27 protein-coding genes and 1 pseudogene are annotated in these 23,463 nt (G+C 73.6%); 5 read left to right on the forward strand and 23 right to left on the reverse strand.

Annotated features, from left to right (window positions below):
- Positions 1-212: 212 nt before the first annotated feature.
- The 11 genes and pseudogenes from lgt to hisI form a co-directional block, all read right to left on the reverse strand.
- The gene (gene lgt / locus ABT106_RS22785; RefSeq protein ID WP_502979454.1) at positions 213-1,310 is read right to left on the reverse strand and encodes a prolipoprotein diacylglyceryl transferase; all 1,098 of its coding nucleotides are present in this window, start codon (positions 1,308-1,310) and stop codon (positions 213-215) included.
- 288 nt (positions 1,311-1,598) lie between these two features.
- Positions 1,599-2,390 (reverse strand): annotated as a pseudogene (locus ABT106_RS22790) (DsbA family protein); the annotation flags it as partial.
- 94 nt (positions 2,391-2,484) lie between these two features.
- A complete protein-coding gene (gene trpA, locus ABT106_RS22795; RefSeq protein ID WP_351280283.1) occupies positions 2,485-3,324 on the reverse strand; it encodes a tryptophan synthase subunit alpha in 840 nt (279 codons plus the stop codon).
- Complete coding sequence (gene trpB, locus ABT106_RS22800; protein ID WP_351280286.1) at positions 3,321-4,592, reverse strand: tryptophan synthase subunit beta; 1,272 nt, start codon at positions 4,590-4,592, stop codon at positions 3,321-3,323. The genes trpA and trpB overlap by 4 nt, the downstream gene beginning before the upstream one ends.
- Before the next feature lie 194 nt (positions 4,593-4,786).
- Positions 4,787-4,999, reverse strand: coding sequence for a tryptophan biosynthesis modulator TrpM (gene trpM, locus ABT106_RS32180; protein WP_502979455.1), 213 nt, complete (start codon positions 4,997-4,999; stop codon positions 4,787-4,789).
- An 8-nt stretch (positions 5,000-5,007) separates the two neighbouring features.
- Positions 5,008-5,817 carry an indole-3-glycerol phosphate synthase TrpC gene (gene trpC, locus ABT106_RS22805; RefSeq protein WP_351280289.1) on the reverse strand — a complete coding sequence of 270 codons (810 nt, stop codon included), beginning with the start codon at positions 5,815-5,817 and terminating at the stop codon, positions 5,008-5,010.
- A gap of 171 nt (positions 5,818-5,988) precedes the next feature.
- Positions 5,989-6,480 (reverse strand): DUF2752 domain-containing protein, encoded by a 492-nt coding sequence (locus ABT106_RS22810; RefSeq protein ID WP_502979456.1) that lies wholly within the window; start codon positions 6,478-6,480, stop codon positions 5,989-5,991.
- A gap of 49 nt (positions 6,481-6,529) precedes the next feature.
- Positions 6,530-6,781 carry an HGxxPAAW family protein gene (locus tag ABT106_RS22815; protein ID WP_351280294.1) on the reverse strand — a complete coding sequence of 84 codons (252 nt, stop codon included), beginning with the start codon at positions 6,779-6,781 and terminating at the stop codon, positions 6,530-6,532.
- Between the two features lie 79 nt (positions 6,782-6,860).
- The gene (locus ABT106_RS22820; RefSeq protein WP_502979457.1) at positions 6,861-7,574 is read right to left on the reverse strand and encodes a TIGR02234 family membrane protein; all 714 of its coding nucleotides are present in this window, start codon (positions 7,572-7,574) and stop codon (positions 6,861-6,863) included.
- Between the two features lie 14 nt (positions 7,575-7,588).
- Positions 7,589-9,079 carry an anthranilate synthase component I gene (locus tag ABT106_RS22825; RefSeq protein WP_351280299.1) on the reverse strand — a complete coding sequence of 497 codons (1,491 nt, stop codon included), beginning with the start codon at positions 9,077-9,079 and terminating at the stop codon, positions 7,589-7,591.
- A 12-nt stretch (positions 9,080-9,091) separates the two neighbouring features.
- The gene (hisI, locus tag ABT106_RS22830) at positions 9,092-9,469 is read right to left on the reverse strand and encodes a phosphoribosyl-AMP cyclohydrolase (RefSeq protein WP_351280301.1); all 378 of its coding nucleotides are present in this window, start codon (positions 9,467-9,469) and stop codon (positions 9,092-9,094) included.
- Positions 9,470-9,561: 92 nt separating this feature from the next.
- On the opposite strand from hisI, the gene ABT106_RS22835 reads away from it, so the two are divergent.
- Positions 9,562-10,194 carry a TIGR03085 family metal-binding protein gene (locus tag ABT106_RS22835; protein WP_351280303.1) on the forward strand — a complete coding sequence of 211 codons (633 nt, stop codon included), beginning with the start codon at positions 9,562-9,564 and terminating at the stop codon, positions 10,192-10,194.
- Between the two features lie 58 nt (positions 10,195-10,252).
- Here the strand turns inward: ABT106_RS22835 and hisF are convergent, their stop codons facing one another.
- From hisF to hisD, 8 genes are read right to left on the reverse strand one after another with little or no spacing between them, the layout of a single operon-like run.
- Positions 10,253-11,008 carry an imidazole glycerol phosphate synthase subunit HisF gene (gene hisF, locus ABT106_RS22840; RefSeq protein ID WP_267720953.1) on the reverse strand — a complete coding sequence of 252 codons (756 nt, stop codon included), beginning with the start codon at positions 11,006-11,008 and terminating at the stop codon, positions 10,253-10,255.
- The gene (locus ABT106_RS22845; RefSeq protein ID WP_351280306.1) at positions 11,005-11,430 is read right to left on the reverse strand and encodes a RidA family protein; all 426 of its coding nucleotides are present in this window, start codon (positions 11,428-11,430) and stop codon (positions 11,005-11,007) included. Before ABT106_RS22845 ends, hisF begins: the two co-directional genes overlap by 4 nt.
- On the reverse strand, positions 11,427-12,164 hold the full coding sequence (gene priA, locus ABT106_RS22850; RefSeq protein ID WP_351280309.1) for a bifunctional 1-(5-phosphoribosyl)-5-((5-phosphoribosylamino)methylideneamino)imidazole-4-carboxamide isomerase/phosphoribosylanthranilate isomerase PriA: 738 nt from the start codon (positions 12,162-12,164) through the stop codon (positions 11,427-11,429). Before priA ends, ABT106_RS22845 begins: the two co-directional genes overlap by 4 nt.
- Positions 12,164-12,814: an imidazole glycerol phosphate synthase subunit HisH gene (hisH, locus tag ABT106_RS22855; RefSeq protein WP_351280311.1), complete on the reverse strand. Its 651-nt coding sequence runs from the start codon at positions 12,812-12,814 to the stop codon at positions 12,164-12,166. Before hisH ends, priA begins: the two co-directional genes overlap by 1 nt.
- The gene (locus ABT106_RS22860; protein ID WP_267720948.1) at positions 12,811-12,978 is read right to left on the reverse strand and encodes a CG2302 family histidine operon protein; all 168 of its coding nucleotides are present in this window, start codon (positions 12,976-12,978) and stop codon (positions 12,811-12,813) included. The genes hisH and ABT106_RS22860 overlap by 4 nt, the downstream gene beginning before the upstream one ends.
- A 2-nt stretch (positions 12,979-12,980) precedes the next feature.
- On the reverse strand, positions 12,981-13,574 hold the full coding sequence (hisB, locus tag ABT106_RS22865; protein WP_150520026.1) for an imidazoleglycerol-phosphate dehydratase HisB: 594 nt from the start codon (positions 13,572-13,574) through the stop codon (positions 12,981-12,983).
- On the reverse strand, positions 13,571-14,686 hold the full coding sequence (locus tag ABT106_RS22870) for a histidinol-phosphate transaminase (RefSeq protein ID WP_351280315.1): 1,116 nt from the start codon (positions 14,684-14,686) through the stop codon (positions 13,571-13,573). Before ABT106_RS22870 ends, hisB begins: the two co-directional genes overlap by 4 nt.
- Positions 14,683-16,023: a histidinol dehydrogenase gene (gene hisD / locus ABT106_RS22875; RefSeq protein ID WP_351280317.1), complete on the reverse strand. Its 1,341-nt coding sequence runs from the start codon at positions 16,021-16,023 to the stop codon at positions 14,683-14,685. The genes ABT106_RS22870 and hisD overlap by 4 nt, the downstream gene beginning before the upstream one ends.
- Positions 16,024-16,147: 124 nt before the next feature.
- Between hisD and ABT106_RS22880 the strand changes: the two genes are divergently transcribed.
- From ABT106_RS22880 to ybaK, 3 genes are read left to right on the forward strand one after another with little or no spacing between them, the layout of a single operon-like run.
- Complete coding sequence (locus tag ABT106_RS22880; RefSeq protein WP_351280320.1) at positions 16,148-17,743, forward strand: oxidoreductase; 1,596 nt, start codon at positions 16,148-16,150, stop codon at positions 17,741-17,743.
- Between the two features lie 34 nt (positions 17,744-17,777).
- Entirely contained in the window at positions 17,778-18,515 is a 738-nt protein-coding gene (locus ABT106_RS22885; RefSeq protein ID WP_351280322.1) for an LON peptidase substrate-binding domain-containing protein, read from the forward strand.
- 16 nt (positions 18,516-18,531) lie between these two features.
- Positions 18,532-19,026 (forward strand): Cys-tRNA(Pro) deacylase, encoded by a 495-nt coding sequence (gene ybaK / locus ABT106_RS22890; protein WP_351280325.1) that lies wholly within the window; start codon positions 18,532-18,534, stop codon positions 19,024-19,026.
- Positions 19,027-19,045: 19 nt separating this feature from the next.
- On the opposite strand, the gene ABT106_RS22895 is transcribed toward ybaK, so the two are convergent.
- From ABT106_RS22895 to ABT106_RS22910, 4 genes are read right to left on the reverse strand one after another with little or no spacing between them, the layout of a single operon-like run.
- Positions 19,046-19,699: a hypothetical protein gene (locus ABT106_RS22895; protein WP_351280328.1), complete on the reverse strand. Its 654-nt coding sequence runs from the start codon at positions 19,697-19,699 to the stop codon at positions 19,046-19,048.
- Positions 19,700-19,733: 34 nt separating this feature from the next.
- Positions 19,734-20,543 (reverse strand): ABC transporter permease, encoded by an 810-nt coding sequence (locus ABT106_RS22900; RefSeq protein ID WP_502979458.1) that lies wholly within the window; start codon positions 20,541-20,543, stop codon positions 19,734-19,736.
- Positions 20,540-21,589, reverse strand: coding sequence for an ABC transporter ATP-binding protein (locus ABT106_RS22905; protein ID WP_502979459.1), 1,050 nt, complete (start codon positions 21,587-21,589; stop codon positions 20,540-20,542). Before ABT106_RS22905 ends, ABT106_RS22900 begins: the two co-directional genes overlap by 4 nt.
- A 28-nt stretch (positions 21,590-21,617) precedes the next feature.
- Positions 21,618-22,934, reverse strand: coding sequence for an NYN domain-containing protein (locus tag ABT106_RS22910; protein ID WP_351280331.1), 1,317 nt, complete (start codon positions 22,932-22,934; stop codon positions 21,618-21,620).
- Between the two features lie 222 nt (positions 22,935-23,156).
- Here ABT106_RS22910 and ABT106_RS22915 point away from each other — a divergent pair, with 222 nt between their 5' ends.
- On the forward strand, positions 23,157-23,324 hold the full coding sequence (locus ABT106_RS22915) for a hypothetical protein (protein ID WP_351280333.1): 168 nt from the start codon (positions 23,157-23,159) through the stop codon (positions 23,322-23,324).
- The last annotated feature ends 139 nt before the right edge of the window (positions 23,325-23,463 follow it).

A 23,463-nucleotide genomic window follows, 5' to 3' on the forward strand; every position in this document is an offset into this window, starting at 1 on the left:
GCTTCGCTCCCGATCGGCCGCGAGATCGCCGCCCGAGCTCTTCGAACCCTCGGCTCGGCCTGACCGGGCCCGCGGGGGCCGGGCCCCCCGCCGCCCGGACGCCGCGGCCGCCCGGCTTGACCGCCCCCCGCGCGCCCCCCCCGGCCCCCCGGCGCGCAACGCGGCGGGGGGGCCCCGGGGGGGGCGGGCCCCCCCTTCCCCGTACGTTCCGGTCAGGACTTCCCTGTCTCCGGGGTCGCGCCCCCGGCCGGCTCCGCCTTCAGCGGGTCCGCCGTGACGGCGCCCTCCGGTTCGGCGGCGGCCGCGGCGCGCGCGGTGTCCGCGGGCTCGGTCTTCGTCAGTACGGACGCCTTGGGCCCCGTGGCGGCGGCCTCCGCCGCGCCGGCCGGCTTCGCCCCGGGCGCAGCGTCACCGTCAGCGTCGGCGGCACCGGCTTCGTCCTTGGCCCCGGATTCGGCCCCGGGCCGGTCGCCGCCCTTGTCCTTCGCGCCACCGGAGGTCTCCGGCTCGACGATCTCCTCACGGCCCGGACGCAGCCTGGCCGACAGCACCAGGTAGACCACGGCCAGGACGAAGACCACGATCGAGGTCCAGACGTTCAGCCGCAGGCCCAGGATGTGGTGCGCCTCGTCGACCCGCATGTACTCGATCCAGGCGCGGCCCACGCAGTACGCGGCGACGTACAGCGCGAACGCCCGCCCGTGGCCGAGCGTGAAGCGGCGGTCGGCCCAGATCACCAGCACGGCGACGCCGACGCACCAGAGCGACTCGTACAGGAAGGTCGGGTGGTAGGTGCCGGCGACGCGGTTCGTGCCCTCGCTGATCTCGACGGCCCACGGCAGGTCGGTGGCCCGGCCGTACAGCTCCTGGTTGAACCAGTTGCCCCAGCGCCCGCAGGCCTGGGCCAGCGCGATGCCGGGGGCCAGGGCGTCGGCCCAGGCCGGCAACGGGATCCCGCGGAGCCGGCAGCCGATCCAGGCACCCACCGCGCCGAGCGCGATGGCACCCCAGATCCCGAGACCGCCCTCCCAGATCTTGAAGGCGTCGACCCAGTTGCGGCCCTCGCCGAAGTACAGCTGGTAGTCGGTGATCACGTGGTAGAGGCGACCGCCGACCAGCCCGAACGGCACCGCCCACACGGCGATGTCCGCGACCGTCCCCGGCTTGCCGCCTCTGGCGACCCACCGCTTGTTGCCGAGCCAGACGGCGACGAAGACGCCGACGATGATGCAGAACGCGTAGCCGCGCAGCGGGATCGGTCCGAGGTGGATCACGCCGGTCGACGGGCTGGGGATGTAAGCAATGTCCATGGCAGACCTGACGCTACCCTGCCGGGTGGTGCGGACCGCAACCACCCGGCAAGCCGAAACCAAATCCACACACGGCCCAGCGGTCGCTCAGTCCCCGGACGTACCGCTCGGCTGCCCCTTCGAGGACCCGGTGGACGAGCCGGCGGACGGACCGTCCGCGCCGCCCTTCGAGGCCGTCCGCGACCCGCCGCCCGAGGCCGTGGCCGACGGCGAGGCCGCCTTCCTGCCGGCGCCCGCACCGCTGCCGCTGCCGGAGGTCGGGTCCGCCGACGGCGTGGCCTTGCCCGTCCCCTTCCCCGCGGCCTCCACCTTCTCCTTGAGCTTCTGCGGGGTCAGCGGGTTCGCCTGGTCGGCGAAGATGTCCTTGCCGTCGAGGAGCACGGTCGGGGTCCCCCGGAACTTGCCCGCCCGGAAGGCCTCCTGCGACTTGCCCACCCAGCTGTTGTGGGTGCCCTCCTCCACGCAGGCCCGGAACGCGGGGGTGTCCAGACCCTCCACCTTGCCCGCCAGCTCCAGCAGCCTGGCGTTCTTGCCGAAGGCGTCGTCGACCTCCTCCGGCTGGTTCTGGAAGAGCACGTCGTGGTACGCGGAGAACTTGCCGGCGTCCTGCGCGCAGGCCGCGGCGTTGGCCGACTTCAGCGAGCCGCTGCCGCCCATGTTCCCGTCGATGAGCGTGACGATGTGGTAGTCGACCTTGAGCAGGCCCTTGGCCTCCAGGTCGTGGACGACGTCCCGGTACTGGTCCTCGAAGCCCTTGCAGGCGGGGCAGCGGAAGTCCTCCCACACGGTGAGGGTGGACTTCGCCTCGCCCTTGCCCGTCTGGATGGCGAGCGCGTCCTTGCCGGTGGCCCCCGAGGGGGCGACCACCGGGCCCGCCTTGTCGCCGCCGCTCTTGCCGGTGTTGGCCGCGATCAGGCCGACGACGGCGGCCAGGCCGAGGACGCCCACCACCGCCGCCGACACGACGAGGGTCCGCCGGCGCTTGTCCCGGGCCTTCTCCCGCTGGCGCTCCTCCTGGAGTCGCTCCCGGGCCGATCGTTTCGTCGCATCGCGGTTCGCACCGTCGTTCTTGTCGCTCACGTTCGGCCAAACGAAGCAGGGAGGCACTCGCGTGCCTCCCTGCCCCCACTTCCACCCGATCGGGCTACAGAACCCGTCCGGAAACCGCTCCGCGTCAGCTCCTGCGTACGCCTTCCGCAAGCTCGGCCGCAAGCGCGCGCACCCCGGCCAGCCCGGCCGGCAGGTCCGGCGCGTCCAGCAGCAGCTTCACGAAGGCCGAGCCGACGATGACTCCGTCGGCGAAGGCGGCGACCTGCTTGGCCTGGACGGCGTTGGAGACGCCCAGCCCCACGCAGACCGGCAGGTCGGTGGTGGCGCGGGTGCGTGTCACCAGGTCCTGGGCCTGGTTGCCGACCGACTCGCGGGTGCCGGTGACCCCCATCAGGGACGCGGCGTAGACGAAACCGGAGCCGGCCGCGGTGATCGTGGCCAGGCGCGCGTCCTTGCTGCTGGGGGCCACGACGAAGACGGTCGCCAGACCGTGCTTCTCCGCGTGCTCCCGCCACAGGGCGGACTCCTGGACCGGCAGGTCGGGCAGGATGCAGCCGGCGCCGCCCGCCGCGGCCAGCTCGGCGGTGAACCGCTCGACGCCGTAGCGGTCGATGGGGTTCCAGTAGGTCATCACCAGGACGGGGACGCCGGTGGCCGCGTGGGCCTCCCGTACGGTCCGCATCACGTCGGCGATCTTCACGCCGCCGCGCAGGGCGATGTCGTCGGCGGTCTGGATGACCGGGCCGTCCAGGACCGGGTCGCTGTGCGGGAGACCGATCTCGACGATGTCGGCGCCGCCCGCGACGACGGCCTTGACGGCCTCGATGCCGCCGTCGACCGTCGGGAAGCCCGCCGGGAGGTAGGCGACGAGGGCCGCCCGGTCCTCGGCCTTCGCCTTGGCGAGGGTCGCGCTGAGCAGGTCGACGGTGCCGGTTCCCGTTCCGGCGGGGGTGGTGGCGTTCACTTGTCGTCCCCTTCGGAGAACTCGTTCTCGGCGACTTCCCCGTCGGCGTCGTACAGGCCGAAGTAGCGGGCGGCGGTGTCCATGTCCTTGTCGCCGCGGCCGGACAGGTTGACCACGATGAGTCCGTCCCCGCCCAGTTCCCTGCCCAGCTCCAGGGCTCCGGCCAGCGCGTGCGCCGACTCGATGGCCGGGATGATGCCCTCGGTGCGCGACAGCAGCCGCAGGGCCTGCATGGCGGCGTCGTCGGTGACCGCGCGGTACTCGGCGCGGCCGGAGTCCTTCAGGTAGGAATGCTCCGGGCCGATGCCGGGGTAGTCCAGGCCGGCCGAGATGGAGTACGGCTCGGTGATCTGGCCCTCCTCGTCCTGGAGGACGTACGAGCGGGAGCCGTGCAGGATGCCGGGCTCGCCCGCGGTCAGCGTGGCCGCGTGCTCACCGGTCTCGACGCCGTGGCCGGCGGGCTCGAAGCCGACCAGCCGCACGTCCGCGTCCGGGATGAAGGCGTGGAAGAGGCCGATGGCGTTGGAACCGCCGCCGACGCAGGCCGCGACGGCGTCGGGCAGCCGTCCCGCGCGCTCCAGGATCTGGCGGCGGGCCTCGACGCCGATGACGCGGTGGAAGTCGCGCACCATGGCCGGGAAGGGGTGCGGGCCGGCGACCGTGCCGAAGAGGTAGTGGGTCCGGTCCACGTTGGCGACCCAGTCGCGGAACGCCTCGTTGATGGCGTCCTTCAGGGTCCGGGAGCCGGACTTCACCGCGATGACCTCGGCGCCCAGCATCCGCATGCGGGCCACGTTCAGGGCCTGGCGCTGGGTGTCGATCTCGCCCATGTAGACGGTGCAGTCGAGGCCGAAGAGCGCGCAGGCGGTGGCGGTGGCCACGCCGTGCTGACCGGCGCCGGTCTCGGCGATGACGCGGGTCTTGCCCATGCGCTTGGTGAGCAGCGCCTGGCCCAGCACGTTGTTGATCTTGTGCGAGCCGGTGTGGTTGAGGTCCTCGCGCTTGAGGAAGATCCGCGCGTTGCCCGCGTGCTCCGCGAAGCGGGGCACCTCGGTGAGGGCGCTGGGCCGGCCGGTGTAGTGGACCATCAGCTCGTTGAGCTCGGCCGCGAAGGCCGGGTCCCCCTTGGCCTTCTCGTACTCGACGGCGACCTCGTCCACGGCGGCGACGAGCGCCTCCGGGATGAACTTGCCGCCGAAGGCACCGAAGTAACCCTCGGCGTTGGGGACGTGACCCTCCGGGTCCGGAATGAAGAACTCGCTGGACATGTCCAGTGCTCCTACGGGGTGCGAGATGCGGCGGGGTGCTCTTCACCGTATTGCGCCGCCCGCCCGTGACGCTCAAACCCCGCTGGGGCGTGGCGTGCGTACGGTACGGAGCGGCCCGTGCCCGGAGCCGGCGGCTCGGGGGCACAGGGCCGAGCGGGGATCCGGCGCGGCACTCGCCGCGCGGCGTTCCTCGTCTACGGCGCGCTGGTGCGCCGCCATCGCATGCCGTTGACCTGACCCGGTTCGGAGCCGATCACGTACCGGACCCGCCGCCCGTGCACGCGCCGTGCCGGGGCGCGGCAGCCGCGAGGGCGGCAGCCGCGCGCCAGCGGCGCGTGGGCCGTCGGCACTCCGGCCCGGCCGCGGAGGCCGGGTCGGGTGCGGACGCAGGGGCGGTCGTGGGCCACGGGACGGGTCAGCTCCGCCCGTGGCGCAGTGCGGGGTGGGCGCCGGCGGCGACGAGGTCGGCCACGGCCGACTTCGGGTCGCGGCCGGTCACCAGGGACTCCCCGACCAGGACGGCGTCGGCGCCCTCGTTGGCGTAGGCGATCAGGTCGTGCGGCCCGCGGATGCCGGACTCGGCGATCTTGACGATGTGGGCCGGGATCTCCTGGACGACGCGCTCGAAGACGGAGCGGTCGACCTTGAGGTCCTTGAGGTTGCGGGCGTTGACGCCGATGATCTTGGCGCCGGCGGCGACCGCGCGCTCCACTTCCTCCTCGTCGTGGACCTCGACGAGCGGGGTCAGGCCGATGGACTCGGCCCGCTCGATGAGGGAGACGAGGGCCTCCTGCTCCAGGGCCGCGACGATCAGCAGCGCCAGGTCGGCGCCGTAGGCACGGGCCTCCCAGAGCTGGTACGCCGTGACGATGAAGTCCTTGCGCAGGATCGGGATGTCCACGCGGGCGCGGACGGCCTCCAGGTCGGCCAGGGAGCCACCGAAGCGGCGCTGCTCGGTGAGGACGGAGATGACCGCCGCACCGCCCGCCTCGTAGTCGGCGGCGAGCCCTGCCGGATCGGCGATGGCGGCCAGCGCGCCCTTGGACGGGCTGGAACGCTTGACCTCGCAGATCACCTTGACGCTGTCACCGCGCAGCGCGGCGACGCCGTCCTTGGCCTGGGGCGCCTTGGCGGCACGCTCCTTGAGCTCGTCGAGGCTGACGCGGGACTGCCGTTCGGCAAGGTCTTCGCGGACCCCTTCGATGATCTCGTCGAGCACACTCACGCGAGCGGCCCCCTTCCGGGTCGATGACGGTCGGCCGCCTTGCAGACACGTTCCACAGCAAGGTCGGCACTCAAATGGTATCCGCAGGACGCCTCGGCTCGGCACCCGGATGACGCCGTCCCAGTAACTGGACATTCGGAATGCGGGCTTCATTTGCCCTGCGTACGGGCCTCAGGGCGCCAGGGCGGAGCCGAAGGAAAGGTTCCGGACGACGGCGAAGACCAGCGCCGCGACGCCCAGACCCCACCAGTGCAGCGGCTTCGGCACGGGAGTCGGGACGGGCCCGCCGCGGACGGCGCGAACCAGCCACAGGGCCAGGAATCCCGCGAACGCGAAGTAGCCGACGACGGCGAGGGCATTTGCCCCGAAAGCTGTGATCAGATCGCCGTGGGCGAACGCGTGCGCGCTGCGCAGGCCGCCGCAGCCGGGGCACAGCACCCCGGTCAGCCGCAAGAGCGGGCAGACCGGATAGTGGCCGGGCTCGTTGGGGTCCACGGCGCCCACGTACGCGAAGGCGCCGACGGCGGCGGCCAGGGTGAGCGCCGGGGCGGCCAGCCGGCGGGCCGCGGAGGCCCGTGCGCCGGGCGGCGGTACGCGCGCCACCGGCGGGGGCACGGGTTCGGGGGTGCGAGAGGCGTCCACGCGCTGATTCTCTCCGCTCATGACAAAAGGCGCAGCCCGACGGGCCGCGCCTTTCGGATGCGCCGGATCCTCAGACCTTGGCCGGGACCTTGGACGCGGCGATGACCTCGGCGAGATCACGGTGGGTGGCCTTCGGCGCACCCATGCCCGCGGCCCGCATCCCCATGCCCACGACACCGCCGAGTACGACGACGACGAGGCCGGCCCAGAAGCCGAGCGGGTTCGCCAGCACCATGAAGGCGCCGGAGATGCAGAAACCGATGAAGGCGATCATTACACCGGTCCAGGCGGCCGGGGTGTGTCCGTGGCTAGTGCCCGCCATGAGTTGCTCCTCGTTGCTCTGTCGCACGTGCTGTGTCGAACGCTCGGTGTCATTGTCCCGCACCGCGCGGGGGGATCGTTCAGCGGGTCGGGTCCTCGCCGCGGTCCAGAGCCTTCCACAGATCCTCGGGCCGGTCCGGGTCAATCGCCGCGGCCTTGCGGGTTCGGGGGCTGCCGTCACGCTCGTAGCGGCCGCCCATCGAAGGCCAGCTCCGGCCGAAGCGCAGCGCCAGCAGGCCGGCGGCCAGGATCAGGACCGCGCCGGCGGCCGTGACGTACGGCCACGCCGTGTGGGTCAGGCCCGCCACGTGCGCGGCGGTGTCCGCGGTCGTACGGGCAGCCTGCGCGTCCAGGGCCTGGCGGCCGTCGGCGCCGAGGACGGCCGCCAGGGCCGCGCCCAGGCCGCTGAGCGCCAGCAGGCCGGACACCAGGAGCCGGCTGCGGCCGCGCACGGCGAACACCGCGACCAGGGCCGCGAGGCCCACGATGGCCAGGGCGGCGGGGAGGCCGGTGACGTCCCGCCCGTCGGCCGCGAGCGGCAGCGCGTCCACGCCGACCGCGGCGGTGCCGCGCGCCCAGGTCCGGCCGGAGGCCAGGAGGACGACGGTGGCGCCGAGGGCGCCGAGCAGCAGGGCGGCGGCCACACTGCGGCGGCCGCCCCGGCTGTCGGCGGACGCGTCGGCGGCGGGTGCGGACGCGTCGGCGGAGCCGGGGGCTCCGTCGGCTTCGGGGCCGTCGGCGCTCTCGGCGGCGGAATCGTTTCGGGGCGGGGGTACGGCACTCACGTACCCCACTATCCCCTACGCCCTCAGGAGCCGTGGAGGCGGTTCGCCGCTCCCACCGCGCGGAGCACGGCGGCCGCCTTGTTGCGGCACTCCGCGTCCTCCAGCTCGGGCACCGAGTCGGCGACGACCCCGGCGCCCGCCTGGACGTACGCCGTCCCGTCGCGCAGCAGCGCGGTGCGGATGGCGATGGCGGTGTCGGAGTCCCCGGCGAAGTCGAGGTAGCCGACGCAGCCGCCGTACAGGCCGCGCCGGGAGGGCTCCAGCTCCTCGATGATCTGCATGGCCCGGGGCTTCGGCGCCCCCGAGAGGGTGCCGGCCGGGAAGCAGGCGGTGAGCACGTCGAAGGCGGTCTTGCCCTCGGCGACGCGGCCGGTGACCGTGGACACGATGTGCATGACGTGCGAGTACCGCTCGACGGACATGAAGTCGACGACCTCGACGGAGCCCGGCTCGCAGACCCGGCCGAGGTCGTTGCGGCCGAGGTCGACGAGCATGAGGTGCTCGGCGCGCTCCTTGGGGTCGGCCATCAGCTCCTCGGCGAGGTCGTGGTCCTCCTGCGGGGTGGCGCCGCGGTGGCGGGTGCCGGCGATGGGGTGGACCATGGCCCGGCCGTCCTCGACCTTGACCAGGGCCTCGGGGCTGGAGCCGACGACGTCGAAGCCGTTCTCGAAGCGGAAGAGGTACATGTACGGGGACGGGTTGGTGGCCCGCAGCACCCGGTAGACGTCCAGCGCGGAGGCGTGGCAGGGGGTCTCGAACCGCTGCGAGGGCACCACCTGGAAAGCCTCGCCGGAGCGGATGCGCTCCTTGATGTCCTCGACGGCGGCCTGGTACTTCTCGCCTCCCCACAGCGCGGAGTACTCGGGCAGCTCGGAGGCGGGCAGCGGGGCGGGCGTGTAGGGGGCCGGGCGGGAGAGGTCGGCCTCCATCGCGTCGAGGCGGGCCACGGCGTCGGCGTACGCCTCGTCCACGCCCGAGTCGAGGGCGTTGTGGTTGATGGCGTTCGCGATGAGCTGGACGGTGCCGTCCCAGTGGTCCAGGACCGCCAGGTCGGAGGTGAGCAGCATGGTCAGCTCGGGCAGTTCCAGGTCGTCCCGGGTGTGCTCGCCGATGCGTTCCAGGCGGCGCACGATGTCGTAGCCGAGGTAGCCGACCATGCCGCCGGTGAAGGGCGGCATGCCGCCGGCGAGATCGCGGGGGGTGTGCAGGGCCTCGACGGTGGCGCGCAGGGCGTCGAGCGGGTCGCCGCCGGTGGGCACGCCGACGGGCGGGGTGCCGATCCAGTGGGCCTCCCCGTCGCGGACGGTCAGGGTCGCGTCGCTGCGGACGCCGACGAAGGAGTAGCGGGACCAGGAGCGGCCGTTCTCGGCGGACTCCAGCAGGAAGGTCCCCGGGCGTTCGGCGGCGAGCTTGCGGTAGAGCCCGACGGGGGTGTCCCCGTCGGCCAGCAGCTTGCGGCTCACGGGGATGACGCGGCGGTCGGCCGCGAGCTTGCGGAACGTCTCAAGATCCATGGCGGTGCGAACCTACCTGTTCTCGGCTGCGGCGGTCGGAAGGACGTCGGCGTCGAAACAGGTGCGGGTGCCGGTGTGGCAGGCGGCTCCGACCTGGTCGACCTTGACGAGCACGGTGTCGGCGTCGCAGTCGAGGGCGACGGATTTCACGTGCTGGAAGTGGCCGGAAGTATCCCCCTTGACCCAGTACTCCTGACGGCTGCGCGACCAGTAGGTGCAGCGGCCGGTGGTCAGGGTGCGGTGCAGGGCCTCGTCGTCCATCCAGCCGAGCATGAGCACCTCACCGGTGTCGTACTGCTGGGCGATGGCCGGTACCAGGCCGTCGGCGGAACGCTTGAGGCGCGCGGCGATGGCGGGGTCGAGGCTGCCGGGGCGGGGGGACGTAACCATGCGGCCATTGTGCCGGGCGGCGGGCGCCGGTACGGATCACTGTCCGCCTGATGGGCGGGCACAAGGCGGGTTCCGGCCGTAGGCTGGCCCGCATGTCTACCCATGCGAAGCGCGAACGCCTCTTGCTGGCGGACCTGTTGGAGGCGGCCGGCCCGGAGGCGCCGACCCTGTGCGAAGGCTGGACGTGCCGGGACCTCGCGGCGCACGTCGTGGTCCGCGAGCGGCGGCCGGACGCGGCGGGCGGGCTGCTGCTGAACGCGCTGAAGGCCCGGCTGGACAAGACGATGGAGGAGTACACGGCCAAGCCGTACGAGGAGCTCGTCCGGCTGATCCGCACCGGCCCGCCGAAGTTCTCCGTGTACGCGCTGAAGCAGATCGACGAGGCGGCGAACGCGGTGGAGTTCTACGTGCACGCGGAGGACGTCCGGCGGGCGCAGCCCGACTGGTCGCCGCGGGAGCTGGACCCGGTGTTCTCGGACTCCCTGTGGTCCCGGCTGGAGAAGCTGGCCCGCCTGACGGGGCGGCGCTCGCCGGTGGGGCTGGTCCTGCGGCGGCCCGACGGCCGCACGGCGGTGGCGCGCAAGGGCGTACCGGTGGTGACGGTGACGGGTGAGCCGGGCGAGCTGACGCTGTTCTGCTTCGGCCGCCAGGGCTCCGCCGCGGTGTCCCTGGACGGGGACAAGACGGCGGTCGCGGAACTGACCACGGCGGAACTGGGCCTGTGACGACCCGTGGCCCCGCCCGTCGGGCGGGGCCACCGGGGCCGGGCGTGTCGCGGAACGGTCAGCGGACCGGGTGGCCCGCTTCGCGCAGGGCCGTCTTGACCTCGGAGATCCGCAGGTCGCCGAAGTGGAACACCGACGCGGCCAGCACCGCGTCCGCGCCCGCCGCGATGGCCGGCGGGAAGTGCGCGAGGCTGCCCGCGCCGCCGGAGGCGATCACCGGGACGGTCACGTGCCGGCGTACGGCCGCGATCATCTCGGTGTCGTAGCCGTCCTTGGTGCCGTCCGCGTCCATCGAGTTCAGCAGGATCTCCCCGGCGCCCAGCTCGGCGGCCCGGTGGGCCCACTCGACGGCGTCGATGCCGGTGCCCTTGCGGCCGCCGTGCGTGGTGACCTCGAAGGAGCCGGAGGCGGTGCGGCGGGCGTCGACGGACAGGACGAGGACCTGCCGGCCGAAGCGCTCCGCGATCTCCTGGATCAGCTCGGGGCGGGCGATGGCGGCGGTGTTCACGCCGACCTTGTCCGCGCCGGCCCGCAGCAGCTTGTCCACGTCGTCCGCGGTGCGGACGCCGCCGCCGACGGTCAGCGGGATGAAGACCTGCTCGGCGGTGCGGCGCACCACGTCGTAGGTGGTCTCGCGGTTGCCGGAGGACGCGGTGATGTCGAGGAAGGTCAGCTCGTCGGCGCCCTCGGCGTCGTACAGCTTGGCCATCTCCACCGGGTCGCCGGCGTCGCGCAGGTTCTGGAAGTTGACGCCCTTGACGACCCGGCCGTTGTCCACGTCCAGGCAGGGGATCACGCGTACGGCCAGCGTCATGCCGACGCCTCCCCGGACCCGGTCGCGGCGCCGGCACCGGCCGGGACCGGGCCGTACGCCTCGACCTCCACCTCGACGACCATGCCCGGGTCGACGAACCCGGACACGATGATCATGGAGGCGGCGGGCCGGACGGCGTCGAGCAGTTCCTTGTGGGCGCGGCCGACCTCCTCCACGTCGCGGGCGTGGGTGAGGTACAGGCGGGTGCGGACCACGTGCTCGGGGCCGAGCCCGGCCTGGGCGAGGGCCTTGAAGGCGACGCCGAAGGCGCCGATGGTCTGGTCGTACGGGCCGCCGGCGTCGGCCGCGGTGCACCCGGAGACCAGGACCAGGCCGTTCGGGAGCTGAACGGCGCGGGAGTAGCCGATGACGTCCTCGTAGGCGCCGCCTGAGGAGATGCGGCGTACGGAGTCGGAGCTCATGCGGAGACCACCTTCAGGGCTTCTTCCAGGGTGAAGGCCTTGGCGTACAGGGCCTTGCCGACGATCGCGCCCTCGACGCCCAGCGGGACCAGCTCGCAGAGCGCCCGCAGGTCGTCCAGGGAGGAGATGCCGCCGGAGGCCACGACGGGCCGGTCGGTGGCGGCGCAGACGTTCTTCAGCAGCTCCAGGTTGGGGCCGGTGAGCGTGCCGTCCTTGCCGATGTCGGTGACGACGTAGCGGGCGCAGCCCTCGGAGTCCAGGCGGGCCAGGGCCTCGTACAGGTCGCCGCCCTCGCTGGTCCAGCCGCGGCCCTTGAGGGTGGTGCCGCGGACGTCGAGGCCGACGGCGATGCGGTCGCCGTGGTCGGCGATGGCCTTGGCGGCCCACTCGGGGGTCTCCAGGGCGGCGGTGCCGAGGTTGACGCGGGTGCAGCCGGTGGCGAGGGCCGCGGCGAGCGAGACGTCGTCGCGGATGCCGCCGGACAGCTCGACCTTGATGTCCATCGCGCCGGTGATCTCGGCGACCAGGGCGCGGTTGTCGCCGGTGCCGAAGGCCGCGTCGAGGTCGACCAGGTGGAGCCATTCGGCGCCGGCGGCCTGCCAGGCGAGGGCCGCCTCCAGCGGGGAGCCGTAGGAGGTCTCGCTGCCGGAGACGCCGTGCACGAGGCGGACGGCCTGTCCGTCGCGGACGTCGACCGCGGGGAGGAGTTCCAGCTTCGCTGAGGACACGGGCATCAGAGGGTCTCGATCCAGTTGGTGAGGAGCTGCGCTCCGGCGTCGCCGGACTTCTCGGGGTGGAACTGGGTGGCCCACAGGGCCCCGTTCTCCACCGCCGCGACGAAGGGCTCGCCGTGGGTGGCCCAGGTGACGCGGGGGGCGCGGATGGCGGGGTTGGTGACCTCCAGGCTCCATTCGCGCGCCGCGTAGGAGTGCACGAAGTAGAACCGGGCGTCGGTGTCCAGGCCGGCGAAAGCCTGGCTGTCGGCCGGGGCCCGGACGGTGTTCCAGCCCATGTGGGGGACGATCGGGGCCTTGAGCGGGCCGACCGTGCCGGGCCACTCGTCGAGGCCCTCGGTCTCGACGCCGTGCTCGATGCCGCGCTCGAAGAGGATCTGCATGCCGACGCAGATGCCCATGACCGGGCGGCCGCCGGAGAGCCGGCGGCCGATGATCCAGTCGCCGCGGGCGTCCTTGAGGCCCTTCATGCAGGCGGAGAAGGCTCCGACGCCGGGGACGAGGAGCCCGTCGGCGTCCATCGCCCGCTCGTAGTCGCGGGTGATCTCCACGTCCGCGCCGACGCGCGCGAGGGCGCGCTCGGCGGAGCGGACGTTGCCGAAGCCGTAGTCGAAGACGACGACCTTCTTGGTGGGTCCGGCCGTGCTCATTCCCAGATCCCTTGGATACGCAGGACTCCGGCGGCGAGGCACATCGCGGAGCTGATGGCGAGCAGGATGATGACCGACTTGGGCATCTTCTGCTTCTGGAAGGAGTAGACGCCGCCGGCCAGGAAGAGGCCGAGGACGATCAGGATGGTGTTGAGGCCGTTCACGGCTAGAGGGCGCCCTTCGTGGAGGGCAGGATGCCGGCCGCGCGCGGGTCGAACTCCGCGGCGTAGCGCAGGGCGCGGGCCAGGGCCTTGAACTGGCACTCCACGATGTGGTGGGCGTTGCGGCCGTACGGGACGTGGATGTGCAGGGCGATCTGGGCCTGCGCGACGAAGGACTCGAAGATGTGCCGGGTCATCGTCGTGTCGTACGCGCCGATCATCGGCGCCATGTTCTCGGGCTCGGTGTGCACGAGGTACGGGCGGCCGGACAGGTCGACGGTCACCTGGGCGAGGGACTCGTCGAGCGGCACGGTGCAGTTGCCGAAGCGGTAGATGCCGACCTTGTCGCCGAGGGCCTGCCTGAAGGCGGCGCCGAGGGCGAGGGCGCTGTCCTCGATGGTGTGGTGGCTGTCGATGTGCAGGTCGCCCTCGGTCTTGACCGTGAGGTCGAAGAGGCCGTGGCGGCCGAGCTGGTCGAGCATGTGGTCGTAGAAGCCCACGCCCGTCGAGACGTCGACCTTGCCGGTTCCGTCGAGGTTTATCTCGACGACGACCGAGGTCTCCTTCGTGGTGCGCTCGACCCGTCCGATGCGGCTCATGCCTGCTGCTCCTTCTTCAGTGCGCGAACCGCTTCCAGGAACGCGTCGTTCTCGGCCGGGGTGCCGGCGGTGACCCGCAGCCAGCCCGGCACGCCGTTGTCCCGGACCAGGACGCCCCGGTCGAGGATCTTCTGCCATGCGGTGGGGGAGTCCGGGAACCTGCCGAACTGGATGAAGTTCGCGTCGGACTCGGTGACCTCGTAGCCGATGCCCCGCAGCTCGGTGACGAGCCGGTCGCGCTCGGCCTTGAGCTGCTCGACGTAGCCGAGCAGGGTGTCGGTGTGTTCCAGGGCGGCCAGCGCGGTCGCCTGGGTGACGGCCGACAGGTGGTACGGCAGGCGCACCAGCTGGACGGCGTCCACGACGGCGGGGTGCGCGGCGAGGTAGCCCAGGCGCAGTCCGGCGGCGCCGAAGGCTTTGGACATGGTCCGGGAGACCACGAGGTTCGGCCGGCCCTCGATGAGGGGCAGGAGCGAGTCCCGGTGGCTGAACTCCACGTACGCCTCGTCCACGATCACGATCGAGGGCTTGGCGGCCTGGGCGGCCTCGTAGAGGGCCAGGACGGTCTCCGCCCCGACCGCGGTGCCCGTGGGGTTGTTGGGCGAGGTGATGAACACGACGTCGGGGGCGTGCTCGGCGACGGCCCGCTCCGCGGCCTCCGCGTCCAGGCTGAAGTCCTCCCGGCGCGGGCCGGAGATCCAGCCGGTACCGGTGCCGCGGGCGATCAGCGCGTGCATCGAGTACGAGGGCTCGAAGCCCATCGCGGTGCGGCCGGGACCGCCGAAGGTCTGCAGCAGCTGCTGGAGGACCTCGTTGGATCCGTTGGCGGCCCACACGTTCTCCCGGGCGACCGGGTGCTTGCCGGTGCGCGTGAGGTAGGCGGCCAGCTCGGTGCGCAGCTCGACGGCGTCCCGGTCGGGGTAGCGGTTGAGGGTGCGGGCGGCGTCGGCCACGCGCTCGGCGATCCGCGCGACGAGCTCCTCGGGGAGGCCGTACGGGTTCTCGTTGGTGTTGAGCTGGACGGGCACGTCGAGCTGCGGGGCGCCGTACGGGGTCTTGCCGCGCAGCTCGTCGCGGACGGGCAGGTCGTCGATGCCGAGGTCGGCGGTCACCGCTGGGGGACCTTCCACTCGAAGCGCGCCTTCAGGGCGGCGCCGTGCGCGGGCAGGTCCTCGGCCTCGGCCAGGGCCACCACGTGGTGGGTCACCTCGGCGAGGGCGTCGCGCGTGTAGTCGACGATGTGGACGCCGCGCAGGAAGGACTGCACGGACAGGCCGGAGGAGTGGCAGGCGCAGCCCGCGGTGGGCAGCACGTGGTTCGATCCGGCGCAGTAGTCGCCCAGCGAGACCGGGGACCAGGCACCGACGAAGATCGCGCCGGCGTTGCGGACGCGGGCGGCCCAGGCGGCGGCGTCGGCGGTCTGGATCTCCAGGTGCTCGGCGCCGTACGCGTCGACGACCTTGAGGCCGTCCTCCAGGCTGTCGACCAGCACGATCGCGGACTGGCGGCCGGCGAGTGCCGGCTTGATCCGGTCCTCGATGTGCTTGGACGCGGCGACCTGCGGCTCCAGCTCCTTCTCGACCGCGGCCGCGAGGTCCTCGGAGTCGGTGACGAGGACGGCGGCGGCCAGCGGGTCGTGCTCGGCCTGGCTGATCAGGTCGGCGGCGACGTGCACGGGGTCGGCCGTGGAGTCGGCGAGGACCGCGATCTCGGTCGGCCCGGCCTCGGTGTCGATGCCGATGCGGCCGGTGAAGTAGCGCTTGGCGGCGGCGACCCAGATGTTGCCGGGGCCGGTCACCATGTTGACCGGCGGGCAGTCCTCGGTGCCGTACGCGAACATCGCGACGGCCACGGCGCCGCCCACGGCGTACACCTCGTCCACGCCGAGCAGGGCGCACGCGGCGAGGATCGTCGGGTGCGGCAGGCCCCCGAAGGGGTCCCCGTCGAAGGCGGGCCTCTGGGGCGGGGACGCGAGGGCGATCGACGGGACGCCGGCCTCCTGCGCGGGGACGACGTTCATGACGACGGAGGAGGGGTAGACCGAGCGGCCGCCCGGGGCGTACAGCCCCACGCGATCCACCGGAATCCACTTCTCGGTCACGGTTCCGCCGGGGACCACCTGGGTGGTGTGCTCGGTGCGGCGCTGTGCGCGGTGCACGATCCGGGCGCGCCGGATCGACTCCTCCAGGGCGGCGCGCACGGCCGGGTCCAGCTGATCCAGGGCGGCGGCGAGGGCCTCGGCGGGTACCCGGACCTGCGAGAGCTCGACCCCGTCGAACGTCCGCGCGTACTCGATGAGCGCCGCCGTGCCGCGATGATGGACGTCCTCGCAGATGGGCCGCACCTTCTCCAGGGCGGCTTCCACGTCGAACTCGGCACGGGGCAGCAGATCGCGCAGGGCGCCCCCCTCGGGGAGGGAGTCGCCGCGCAGGTCGATACGAGAGATCACCCCCCAATTCTCTCAGACCGCCCAGCGGCACCGTTCGCCTGTATCACTGGCTGATACACGCCCCGGGTGTCACAGGCGCCCGTTAGCGTTCCCCTACACGCAGCGACGGCGGAGGGGGACCGCGATGGCCGAGGCACGCCCGGGCGAAGCGCCGGCGGATCTCAGCGGTCCCGAGCTACGGATGTGGGAGGCGTTCCGTACGGGCGCGGTCTGCGACCTGAGCGCGCGGGCCGCCGACGAGGACGATCCGCACGCCGACCGCGTCTGGGGGCCCGAGCGGGCCGTCCGCGCCGACGTGGTGGCGCTGCTGTTGCTGCACGGGCCGTCTCCGGTGCCGGGGCGGGTGGCCTCGCTCAAGCTGCGCGGCGCCCGGATCACGGGGCGGCTCGACCTGTCCGGCGGCGCCGTGGCCCCGTACGTGGAGCTCCAGTCCTGCCGGTTCGACGGTGAGATCCAGCTCTCGGAGGCCCGCTTCGGCACGCTGCGCCTGGTCAACTGCGCGGTCCCGCGGCTGGAGGCGGCCCGGCTGCACACCGAGGGAGACCTGCACCTGCCGCGCTGCCGGGTGGCCCGGGGCATCCGGCTGACCGACGCGCAGATCGGCACCGACCTGCTGATCAGCCAGGCGGTGGTGCAGCGCGACAACAAGGGCCGGGCCGTCGTCGCCGACGGCATGTCGGTCGCGCAGGACTTCCAGGGCGAGATGCTGGAGACGTACGGCGAGGTGAGCCTGCGGGGTGCGAAGGTCGGCGTGTCGATGAACCTGCGCGGGGCCCGCCTGCGCAATCCGTACGGGCGTTTCGCGCTGAACGCCCCGCAGCTGACCGTCGAGCGGACCCTGTACCTGACCTCGATCGCGCTGGACCACGTGCCCGGCTCGAACTCCTCCACTCCCCCGTACGGGCTGGGCCTGATGCCGCCGAACGGACGGCGCCAGCAGCGCTTCGAGTGCCGGGGCGGGCTGCGGCTGGACGACGGCCGCTTCGGCGACGCGATCGACTTCTACGGCTCCCGCTTCCTCCTCACCGAGGAGCAGGAGATATCGCTGCGCCGGATCCAGACCCCCGAGTTCCGCTTCGTCGGCGAGCGGCCGGAGCGCGGGCGGGTCGTGGTGTCGGGGGCCAAGGTGGTCAAGCTGGTCGACACCTCCACCAGCTGGCCGGGCCCGGGCGGCCTCGCCATCGAGGGCTTCGTCTACGAGACCCTCGCCCCCCGCGGCCACTTCCCTCTCGCCCGGCGCCTGGCCTGGGTGGAGGCGGCCACCCCCGAGTACTCGCCGGACCCGTACGAGCGGCTCGCCGCGGTGCTGCGGGCCGGCGGCGAGGACTCCGACGCCCGTCAGGTGCTGCTGGCCAAACAGCGCCGCCGCCGGACCACCCTGCCGCCGGCGGCGCGGGCCTGGGGGTACCTCCAGGACTGGACGGTGGTCTACGGGTACCGGCCGGGTCGGGCCGCGCTGTGGATGGTGGTCCTCTGGGCGGCGGGCGCGCTGGTGTTCTCCCAGCACGATCCGCCCCCGATCAAGGCGGACGAGCACCCCGACTGGAACGCGGCCCTGTACGCGCTCGACCTCCTGCTGCCGGTGATCGATCTCGGCCAGCAGGGGCACTGGAAGGTGGAGGGCGGCTGGCAGTGGGGCGCGGCGGCCCTCGTCATCCTGGGCTGGATCCTGGCCACCACGGTGGCCGCGGGCGCGTCGCGCCTGCTGAGGCGGGGGTGACGGCTCCGGGTCCGTGGCCATTACCCTGTGCCTCGTGACCACCGTTCGCCTGCCCCTCTTCCCGCTGAACTCGGTGTTGTTCCCGGGACTCGTCATCCCGCTGAACATCTTCGAGGAGCGCTATCGCGCCATGATGAGCGAGCTGCTGAAGACGGACGAGTCCGAGCCGCGCCGGTTCGCGGTCGTCGCGATCCGCGACGGCCGGGAGGTGGCGCCGACCGCGCCCGGCCTCCCCGACCAGACGGCCCTTCCCGAGCGGGGACCGGCCGCCGGCTTCGGCGCGGACCCGATCCAGGCGTTCCACCGGGTGGGCTGCATCGCGGACGCGGCGACGATCCGGGAGCGGGAGGACGGCAGCTTCGAGGTCCTGGCGACCGGCACGACCCGGGTCCGCCTGGTGTCCGTGGACTCCTCGGGTCCCTACCTGACGGCGGAGCTGGAAGAGCTCCCCGAGGACGCGGGCGAGGGCGCCGGCGCCCTGGCCGAGGGGGTCCTGCGGGCCTTCCGCGCCTACCAGAAGCGCCTCGCCGGAGCCCGCGAGCGGTCCCTGACGGGCGCGGACCTCCCCGACGAACCGTCGGTGGTCTCCTACCTGGTGGCCGCGGCGGCGGTGCTGGACATCCCCGCGAAGCAGCGGCTGCTCCAGGCCCCGGACACGGCGACGCGGCTGGCGGAGGAGCTGAAGCTGCTGCGCGCGGAGACCGCGGTGATCCGGCACCTCCCGTCGCTGCCGGCGGTGGACCTGACCCGCTCCCCGACGAGCCCGAACTGACGGCGGCCCCGGACCGATGGCGAAGAAGAAGCCGCAGCCGGCGGGCACCCCGGCGATCGTGGCCCTGACGGCGGCGGGGATCACCTTCGCCACCCACGCGTACGCGCACGACCCGGCGCACCCCTCGTACGGCGAGGAGGCCGCCGAGGCGATGGGCGTGTCGCCGGAGCAGGTGTTCAAGACGCTGGTCACGGACGTGGACGGGGTCCTGACGGTGGCCGTGGTGCCGGTGTCGGGCTCCCTGGACCTGAAGGCACTGGCGACGGCGGTCGGCGGCAAGCGGGCGGCGATGGCCGATCCGGCGCTGGCGGAGCGTACGACGGGTTACGTCCGGGGTGGCATCTCGCCGCTGGGGCAGCGCAAGCGGCTGCGCACGGTACTGGACGCCTCCGCCTCGGACCGCGCCACGATCTGCGTGTCGGCGGGCCGCCGGGGCCTGGAGGTCGAGCTGACCCCCGCGGACCTGGCCGCTCTGACGGGGGCCGTCCTGGCCCCCATCGCCCGCGCCTGACCGCGGGGGTCGCGCGAGGTCAGCCCCGCGGGGGCTCCGGCGCGGCCGGATCGGCGTGGACGTGCGGCGGCGGGTACTGCGCGGCGGCCCACTCCGGCAGCGGTTCCGGGTCGTGCGGGGACCACAGGGCCGTCAGCCCGAGGTGCACGAGCACCGCGGCCATCGGCCACGCGAGCAGCACCCCGTGCGCCAGCAGCTGGAGCGGCGCGTCGAACGGGACCCCCTTGCCGGCCTGCCGCGCGGCGGTGACCAGGTCCGCGGACGGGCCCAGCCACAGGCCGAGCCGCCAGCCCACCAGCGCGGCGAAGCAGGACCCGACCGCCAGGCCGATCACCAGGGTCACGCCGCCGGCCCGGCGCCACAGGAACACGCCGACGGCGCTCAGCACGCCCAGAGCGGCCGCCAGCAGGAAGAACGTGCCGTCGGCCCCGATCCGGGCCTCGCTCTCGGAGTTCCGCAAAAACACGGCCTCCCCGTTGGAGACGTACTGCGCGCGCGGCGCCAGCCACGCCCACAGCAGTCCGAGGAGCACTCCGGCCACACCGACCACGAGGGCCACGGCGGCGCCGTCGCGGACGTCCGCCGGGGTGACGGCGGCGTCGCCCCAGCCGGCCTTGCGGGGCGGCGGGGACGGCGGGTCGAAGGGGGAGGGCGGGGTCACGGCTTCGGTCACCCCCACATCGTGCCAGGTAAGCCCGGCACCGGCTTCAGCGGACCGCCGCCCGGCGGTACGCCCAGGTGGCGAGGGCCAGCGACAGCACGCCGACGGCGGCGCACACGCCCAGGTCGAAGAGGACCACGGCCCAGTCGGGGTCCGCCGCGAAGGTACGGGCGAACGCCTCCACCCCGTACGTGGACGGCAGCAGGTCCCGCGCCCACACGATGACCTCCGGCATCCGCTCCGGCGGCAGCACCCCCAGCAGCAGCGCCGCGGACATGCCGAGCTGCCCGGCCAGCGTGGCCAGCTCCTGCCGCGGCGCGAGCAGCCCCAGGGCCGCCCCGAGCCCGGCCAGCGCGGCCCCGGCGAGCGGCACCACGGCGGCGAGGATCCACAGCCCGCCCATCGGCAGCCCGAAGAGCACGCAGCCGAAGACGGCGGTGACCAGGGTGCCCGGCAGGGTGAACGAGGCGTAGGCGGCGGCGGCGCCCAGCACCACCGAGGCGGGCGGCACCGGCAGGGTGGCGTAGTGGTCGAGTCCGCCGCCGGCCCGCAGCTGCCCGAAGTACTGCGCGAGCAGGTTCAGCGCGACGAAGGCGACGACGAGCACCGAGGAGCCGGCCACGACGGCCCGCGCCTCCGAGCCGCCGTCCACGACGCCCCGCATCAGGATCATGATGCCGACGGACTGGAAGGTGGCCACGAACAGCAGCGGGATGCGCGCCACCCGCGCCCGGGACAGCTGCGCCCGGTACACGGCGGCCAGCGCGGGGAAGAACCGTGCCTTCGGCGCCAGCTCGGCGGGGGCGCACACGGCCTCGGCCGGGACGCGCACGGCGTCCCCGGCAGTGGTAGTCACGACTTGACCAGACCCTTCATCCGCCCGCCCAGGGCCAGGTAGACGTCCTCCAGGCTCGGCGTCGCCAGCGTGAAATCGTCGAGGGCGGCGAAGGCCGGCCCGCCGGTGACGGCGGCCACCGCGGCCCGCGCCTCCTCCGGCGGCAGCCTCAGCACCCAGCGGCGCCCGGACTGGGCGGCCGACGGGGCGAGCGCCGCGACCTCCGGCACCTCCAGCGGCGGGGCGGAGCGCCACACCAGCTCCAGGCGGACCTCTCCGGAGACCTTGGCCTTCAGCCCGGACGGCGTGTCGCAGGCGATGACCTTGCCCTGGTCGATGACGGCGACCCGGTCGAGGACGGTCTCGGCCTCGATGACGTTGTGCGTGACGAGCAGGACGGTCGCGCCGTGGCGCTCGCGCCGCCGGTCCACGGCCGACCAGACGGCCCGGCGGGCGATCGGGTCCATGCCCGTGGTGGGCTCGTCGAGGACCAGGAAGGGGCGCTCCCCCACCAGCGCGGCGGCGAAGCAGGCCAGGCGGCGCTGTCCGCCGGAGAGCTTCTTCAGCGGCCGCCCGGCGATCTCGGTCAGCCCGAGCTCGTCCAGTACGCGGTCGCGCGCGGCCCGCGCCGAGCGGACGTCGAGCCCGCGCAGCCGGCCGGTGGTCTCGGCGGCCAGGGACACGGTGAGTTCGTCCAGGGCGGTGGACTCCTGCCCCAGGTAGGCGAGCAGCCGGGCCGCCCGCCCGGGGTGGCGTACGAGGTCGTGGCCGAGGAGGGTCACGGTGCCCGCGTCCGGCCGCATCAGCCCGGTGAGCTGGCGGACCAGCGTGGACTTTCCGGCGCCGTTGGGGCCGAGGAGGCCGAAGATCTCGCCGCGCCGCACGTCGAGGTGGACGCCGTCCGTGGCGCGGGTCTCGGGCAGGGCGGGGGCCCCGCGCCGACCGCGTACCGCCGGATAGGTCTTGACCAGGTCACGCACCGCGCAGACCACGTCGGAGGCCGCTTCCGCGGCTGCTGCCGTGCCGCGCTTCCCGCGGGGTTCCGCCTGTGCTGTGCCCGTGCTCACGAGGGAGCAGCCTACGGGGTTCCCGCCCCTACTCGGCCGCCGGGGCCGACGGGGCCGTCGCGGCTCCGGGCTCGGAAGGGCCGGTTCCGGGCGGGGCGGCCGGTACGGCGGCCACGTGCTCGGCGGCCGCGCGGACGTCGATCTCCCGCCAGAACCCGGCGCGGATGGCGTACCGGTCGTGCTCGTCGATCTGGTCGTCCTTGTGGGCGAGGAGCCCGAACCGGGCGGCGTAGCGCAGCAGCTCCCCGTCGATGCGGTGCGGGATGCGCGGGTACATCGTGGCGAGCTTCTGGAGGTGCACGGTCTCCGGGAGCCGTTCCATCCAGCGCCGGGCGAACACCTGCCCGACCTCGAAGGGGTCGCCGCCGACGGTGGTGATGTCCTCCTCGCGGTCCGCCCAGCGCTGCTCGGCGCTGGTGAGCTGGGCGAGGGTGGGGAGGGAGGCGGTCTCGGCCGGTTCACCCAGCGGCCCCGCGCGGTCGATCCAGCCCTTGTCGGAGGACCAGCGCAAGGCGCTGCCGGCCGGGGGCTGACCGGCGTTGGCTCCGGCCGGCCCGGCACTCTGCTGCCCCGGGGCCCGCAGCGAGCCGGCGAGGTCCTTGGGGGTGGGTACGGTCTTGCCCCCGGCGGTGGCGGGCGGGGGTACCGGTACGCCGTCCTGCCGCTCCTCCCCGGCGGCGGTGCCGTTGCGGGCGGCCTCGGCGAGCGCCGCCTCGGGCAGCGGGGCGGAGAGGATGGCGGCGATGTCGGGGCGCGGGGCGGGCGGCGGAGAACACAGTCCGGCGAGTTCCCTGGCCCGTACGGCGCGGGTGATCCAGGCACGGTCCAGCACGCGGCGCTCGTCGGCCTCGGCGACGAGGTCCTCGGACTGGTTGTAGTCGCCGTCGGCGGCCTGGACGGCCCACAGGTGGACGGCCACCCCGTGCTCCTTGGCGGACATCAGTCCGGGCAGCAGGTCGCCGTCTCCCGTCACCAGCACGACGTCGGAGCAGGCGCGGTTGCGGGCCAGTTCGGTGAGCTCGGCGTGCATGGCGGCGTCGACGCCCTTCTGCGCCCAGCGGCCGTCGCTCCGGGTCAGGGCGCCCAGGCGGACGGTGACGCGGGGCATGACGCGCAGCCGCCGGTGCTCGGGCTGCGGCACCCGGTCGGGTGCGCCGTCGAACCAGTAGATGCGCAGCAGCGGCTGCTCGGTGTCGGCCTCGGCCCGCTCGCGCAGGCCCTGGATGAGGGCGGCATGGTCGACGGTGATGCGGGAGCGTGAGGGCTCCCCTGCGAGAAGGCTGGCGGCGGCGCCCAGCAGATAGCCGGCGTCCACCAGGACGACGCAGCGGTCCACGCGTTCCACCCTCTTCCGTGGGGGTCCTCTGGATATTCCCCGAGTCTGCCCGACCGCAAGGGTGTTGACGGCCGGAACTCGATCATCGGCGTGGCGGATCTCACGCGGGACACGGAAGGGCACACGGAAGGGGACCTCGGCTACACGCAGTAATGATCCAAAATGCGCGGTTTCTGGCGTTGTGTGAGTGTGAAGGCGTCCTGGCCCCTCGACCCTCACGGAGGCTCCACCATGGCCAAGAACAAGAACCAGAAGCAGCCGTCGAAGCAGCAGGCCCGCTCGTCCGCGCCGGACCAGGCGAAGAGCTCGGCGGAGTCCTCGTCGGAGCCGATGGCCCAGGCGCCGAGTCCGATGGACATGGCGCACAAGAGCAAGCAGAAGAAGTTCGGCCACAACTGACGTCCGTGGGCCCGCGCCCGCGCGTGCGGTGACGGAGGGGCGGGGGGGGCCGGCGCGGGCGGGGGCCCCCCCCGCGGGGGGGGGGGGGGCGCAGCCGGCCCCCGCGGCCGGGGGCGCGCCCCCCCGCAGGGGGCGCACA

This window comes from Streptomyces sp. NPDC002044 (assembly GCF_040296725.1).
In the GTDB taxonomy this organism is placed as follows: Bacteria; Actinomycetota; Actinomycetes; order Streptomycetales; family Streptomycetaceae; genus Streptomyces; species Streptomyces antarcticus.

Excerpts from the sequence above, each read along its gene's own strand:
- lgt (WP_502979454.1), bottom strand. The coding sequence starts at position 1,310 with ATGGACATTGCTTACATCCCCAGCCCGTCGACCGGCGTGATCCACCTC.
- trpB (WP_351280286.1), bottom strand. The coding sequence starts at position 4,592 with ATGTCCAGCGAGTTCTTCATTCCGGACCCGGAGGGTCACGTCCCCAAC.
- ABT106_RS22810 (WP_502979456.1), bottom strand. The coding sequence starts at position 6,480 with ATGAGCGGAGAGAATCAGCGCGTGGACGCCTCTCGCACCCCCGAACCC.
- ABT106_RS22815 (WP_351280294.1), bottom strand. The coding sequence starts at position 6,781 with ATGGCGGGCACTAGCCACGGACACACCCCGGCCGCCTGGACCGGTGTA.
- ABT106_RS22825 (WP_351280299.1), bottom strand. The coding sequence starts at position 9,079 with ATGGATCTTGAGACGTTCCGCAAGCTCGCGGCCGACCGCCGCGTCATC.
- hisI (WP_351280301.1), bottom strand. The coding sequence starts at position 9,469 with ATGGTTACGTCCCCCCGCCCCGGCAGCCTCGACCCCGCCATCGCCGCG.
- ABT106_RS22835 (WP_351280303.1), top strand. The coding sequence starts at position 9,562 with ATGTCTACCCATGCGAAGCGCGAACGCCTCTTGCTGGCGGACCTGTTG.
- hisF (WP_267720953.1), bottom strand. The coding sequence starts at position 11,008 with ATGACGCTGGCCGTACGCGTGATCCCCTGCCTGGACGTGGACAACGGC.
- ABT106_RS22845 (WP_351280306.1), bottom strand. The coding sequence starts at position 11,430 with ATGAGCTCCGACTCCGTACGCCGCATCTCCTCAGGCGGCGCCTACGAG.
- priA (WP_351280309.1), bottom strand. The coding sequence starts at position 12,164 with ATGCCCGTGTCCTCAGCGAAGCTGGAACTCCTCCCCGCGGTCGACGTC.
- hisH (WP_351280311.1), bottom strand. The coding sequence starts at position 12,814 with ATGAGCACGGCCGGACCCACCAAGAAGGTCGTCGTCTTCGACTACGGC.
- hisB (WP_150520026.1), bottom strand. The coding sequence starts at position 13,574 with ATGAGCCGCATCGGACGGGTCGAGCGCACCACGAAGGAGACCTCGGTC.
- ABT106_RS22880 (WP_351280320.1), top strand. The coding sequence starts at position 16,148 with ATGGCCGAGGCACGCCCGGGCGAAGCGCCGGCGGATCTCAGCGGTCCC.
- ybaK (WP_351280325.1), top strand. The coding sequence starts at position 18,532 with ATGGCGAAGAAGAAGCCGCAGCCGGCGGGCACCCCGGCGATCGTGGCC.
- ABT106_RS22915 (WP_351280333.1), top strand. The coding sequence starts at position 23,157 with ATGGCCAAGAACAAGAACCAGAAGCAGCCGTCGAAGCAGCAGGCCCGC.